General features: G+C 44.2%; 2 protein-coding genes and 1 pseudogene. All 3 read left to right on the forward strand.

The annotated features are described in order from the left end of the window. Positions 1-1970: Ig-like domain-containing protein (locus Q1V93_RS19350; RefSeq protein ID WP_300667137.1), on the forward strand; the 1970-nt coding region annotated here is incomplete at its 5' end. A 27-nt stretch (positions 1971-1997) separates the two neighbouring features. Further along, complete coding sequence (locus tag Q1V93_RS19355; RefSeq protein ID WP_300667139.1) at positions 1998-2921, forward strand: type IX secretion system membrane protein PorP/SprF; 924 nt, start codon at positions 1998-2000, stop codon at positions 2919-2921. A gap of 21 nt (positions 2922-2942) precedes the next feature. Beyond that, a pseudogene (locus tag Q1V93_RS19360) lies at positions 2943-4000 on the forward strand (flagellar motor protein MotB); the annotation flags it as partial.

A 4000-nucleotide genomic window follows, 5' to 3' on the forward strand; every position in this document is an offset into this window, starting at 1 on the left:
GTGTCACCATTGTTACTCCACCAACAAATGGTACAGTGACAGTTGATACGGTTACAGGAGAAATTACCTATACGCCGAATCCGAATTTTCACGGAACGGACACCTTGATTTACTCGATCTGTGATACAGGAATGCCTGTATTGTGCGACACAGCACTGGTTATCATTACCGTAAATCCGGTAAACGATGCTCCTGTTGCAAATGGAGATACGGCAACTACGGATGAAGATACTCCGGTTGTCATTGATGTGCCTGCAAACGATACGGATGCTGACGGAAACCTCGATAAAACGACTGTAACGGTTGTCACTCCGCCATCAAATGGTACTGTGACCATTGATCCTGTAACCGGTGAAATTACATATACTCCAAATTCCGGATTTAGCGGAACCGATACTTTGATTTATTCAATTTGTGATACTGGAATGCCGGTATTGTGTGATACGGCACAAGTGATTATTACAGTGATTCCGTGTTTGTCGGATCCTTCGAAAGACTGTGACGGTGACGGAGTCACAAACGGAACAGAAATCACGGACGGAACTGACCCGAATGATCCGTGTGATTTCACATTGGCAAGTCAGACAGTGGCACCTGATGCCGCATGGAACAATTCGGATTGCGATGGCGACGGTGTTACAAACGGAACAGAAGTCACTGATGGAACCAATCCGTTTGATCCATGTGATTTGATCCTGGTAAACCAAACTGTAACGCCAAATGTAGCATGGAATCATGCAGATTGTGACGGCGATGGAGTTACAAACGAAGATGAGGTAACGGATGGAACCGATCCGAATGATCCATGTGATTTGACACTGGCAAATCAAACCGTAACACCAAACACTGCCTGGAACAATGCAGACTGTGACGGTGACGGAGTCACCAATGGAACGGAGGTCATTGATGGAACTGATCCGAATAATCCATGTGATTTTACATCTGCAAATCAAACCGTAACACCTGGTACATCCTGGAACAATGCGGATTGTGACGGTGACGGAGTGACTAATGGAAGTGAATTAACAGACGGAACTAATCCGAACGATCCGTGCGACTTTACATCTACAAGTCAGACAATGACACCAACTATTGCCTGGAACAACGCAGATTGTGATGGTGACGGGGTTACAAATGGCACGGAAGTAACAAATGGTACGAATCCGAATGATCCGTGTGATTTTACACCAGGAAACCAAACGATAACGCCAACTACTGCCTGGAACAATGCAGATTGTGACGGTGACGGAGTCACAAATGGCACGGAAGTCACAGACGGAACCAATCCGAACAACCCGTGTGATTTTGTAACTGCAAGTCAAACGGTGATACCAAGCAGCGTGTGGAACAATGCTGATTGCGATGGTGACGGTGTGACCAACGGACAAGAGGTAACGGATGGAACAAATCCGGATAATCCGTGTGATTACACTGCATCAAACGTAACGCTTACGCAAGGTGGAGCCTGGAATACGTCAGATTGCGATGGCGACGGGGTCACAAACGGAACGGAAGTGGCAGATGGAACCAATCCGAACAACCCATGTGATTTTGTGTTGGCAAGTCAGACTGTAACGCCCAATACGGAATGGAATCATGCAGACTGTGACGGCGACGGAATGACCAATGGGGAAGAAGTTTCCGGAAATTCCAATCCGCTTGATCCGTGCGATCCGAAAAGCTGTAGTGTCGTTATCCCGAATGCATTTACTCCGGATGGCGATGGTACCAACGAAGTTTGGGTGATCGAAGGAATTGAGAAATATCCGGATAACCAATTGACCATTTACAACCGCTGGGGGAACCTGGTATTCTCAGCAGACAGCTATCTGAACACATGGGGTGGTACATCGAACAGTAATCTGAATATCGGTGGAGAACAATTGCCGACGGGAACCTATTACTATGTGATTGATACGAAAGATGCTGCTGCGGGAGTATTGAAAGGATATGTCTATATCCAGCGTTAAGAATAGAAATTTTTCAAAATTGAAAAAATGAAAACAATACAGTTTTTAATCGCTTGTTTCACACTGGTGCTTCTTGGAAGCACCGGTGCAAGCGCACAGCAGGATCCTCATTATACGCAGTATTTTGACAATATGCTGTTTATAAATCCGGCTTATGCGGGAAGCCGCGGAATGTTGAACATGACCGGAATTCACCGCGAACAATGGGTGGGGTTTGACGGAAGACCCCGTTCTTCCACCTTCAGTATGCATTCGCCCCTGGCTTACGAATCCGTAGGATTGGGATTGACAGCAGTGAATGATAATATCGGTCCGATGAATCAAACGATGTTTTATGCCGATGTTTCCTATACGATCCGTTTCAAAAACCACCGGGGAAAGCTTGCATTCGGAGTAAAAGGAGGAATTAACCTGATTAACATCGGAAGAGACGGATTGAACAGTAGTAATCCGGATGACCCCAAATTATTGCAAAACATCCGGAACAATGTGAATCCGAACTTTGGAGTTGGAATTTACTACCACACTCCGGGATTTTTTATCGGCATCAGTACACCGAAGTTCCTGGAGAAGAGTTACGATGCATTGAGTACAACCAACCTGGAACGCCGCCATTATTTCGGAACGATAGGTGGAGTAATCGGTTTGTCAAACAAATGGAAACTGAGACCAACTTCCCTGGTGAAAATAACGGAAGGTGCTCCGTTGAGTCTGGATTTGACCCTGGCGGCTATTTACAATGAGAGGGTATGGTTCGGAGCAAATTACCGTTTGCTGGCAGCGTTCGGAGCTTTTGTACAATTCCAGCTTTCTCCGCAATTTAAAGTGGGTGTTGCCAGTGATTTCGGGACTCAAAAATTGAGAAACTACAATCACGGGTCTTTTGAGCTCATGGTGTCGTATGATTTTACCTTCAAAAAAGAAGGAATTCGTTCACCTCGTTATTTCTAACCATCTAAAACACAGACAAACATGAAAACAATCGTATTAGCAATTATTTGCAGTGTTTCATTATCAGTATGGGGACAAGCGGGGAAGCTGAAAAAAGCAGACAATTATTTTAACCGTTTATCTTATGCTTATGCTGCCGAATTGTATGAAGAACTGATCGGTTCGGAGGTCGACAGTCCGGCTTTGAAAAGCAAATTGGCTTACAGTTATCTGAAAATGGATAATTATACCAAATCCGTTGACTATTACAGCAAAATGATCGAATCGTCGGAAGCGAAACCGCAAGATTATTATGATTATGCTTACGTTTTGAAGCAAACCGGAAATTATGCAGAAAGTGACAAATGGATGAACAAATACAGCCAGTCGGTCACTGCGGATTTAAGAGGGCAGCTGTTTTTGTCAAATGCAGCATACAAATCGAGGATAGAAAAGAATCAGGCATTTTTTTCGTTGGAGAATTTGACTTTGAATACTGCTGTAGCTGATTTCGGAGGATATTACAACCCGTTACAGAACCAGATGTACTTCATTACAGCAAGAAAGAAAAAAATCTTTGTGAAAAAGGAATGGTCCTGGAATGCAAACCGCTTTTTGGATTTGTATCAGGTTTCGGTCAGTACGGACAATCAATTAGGAGCTGTCAAGCGTGTTTCCAAAGTGAATACCAAATTTCACGAAGGGCCTTTGACTTTTTCTCCTGACGGAAAACAGGTGTATTACACCCGGAACAATGTTTCCAAAGGTAAAAAGCGTCGTGACGGACAGAAAATCCAGAACCTGAAGCTTTATATCGCGGATATTGATGAGAAAGGAAAATGGATCAATGAACGCGAATTTCCGTACAATTCGAAAGATTATTCTGTGGGACATCCGGTGCTTACACCAGACGGGAAAACGATGTACCTGGTTTCCGATAAACCCGGAGGAATCGGTGGAGCTGATCTTTACAAAGTTGCCGTTTCAGAAAACGGAACGTTCGGGGAAATGATTAATCTGGGAAATAAAATCAACACGGAAGGGCAGGAGATGTTCCCGTTTATTGATTCCAATGAACGCTTGTTCTTCTCAACGAATGG

It is taken from the genome of Fluviicola sp., from assembly GCF_030151805.1.
Lineage (GTDB): Bacteria > Bacteroidota > Bacteroidia > Flavobacteriales_D > Crocinitomicaceae > Fluviicola.

Excerpts from the sequence above, each read along its gene's own strand:
- Q1V93_RS19355 (WP_300667139.1), top strand. The coding sequence starts at position 1,998 with ATGAAAACAATACAGTTTTTAATCGCTTGTTTCACACTGGTGCTTCTT.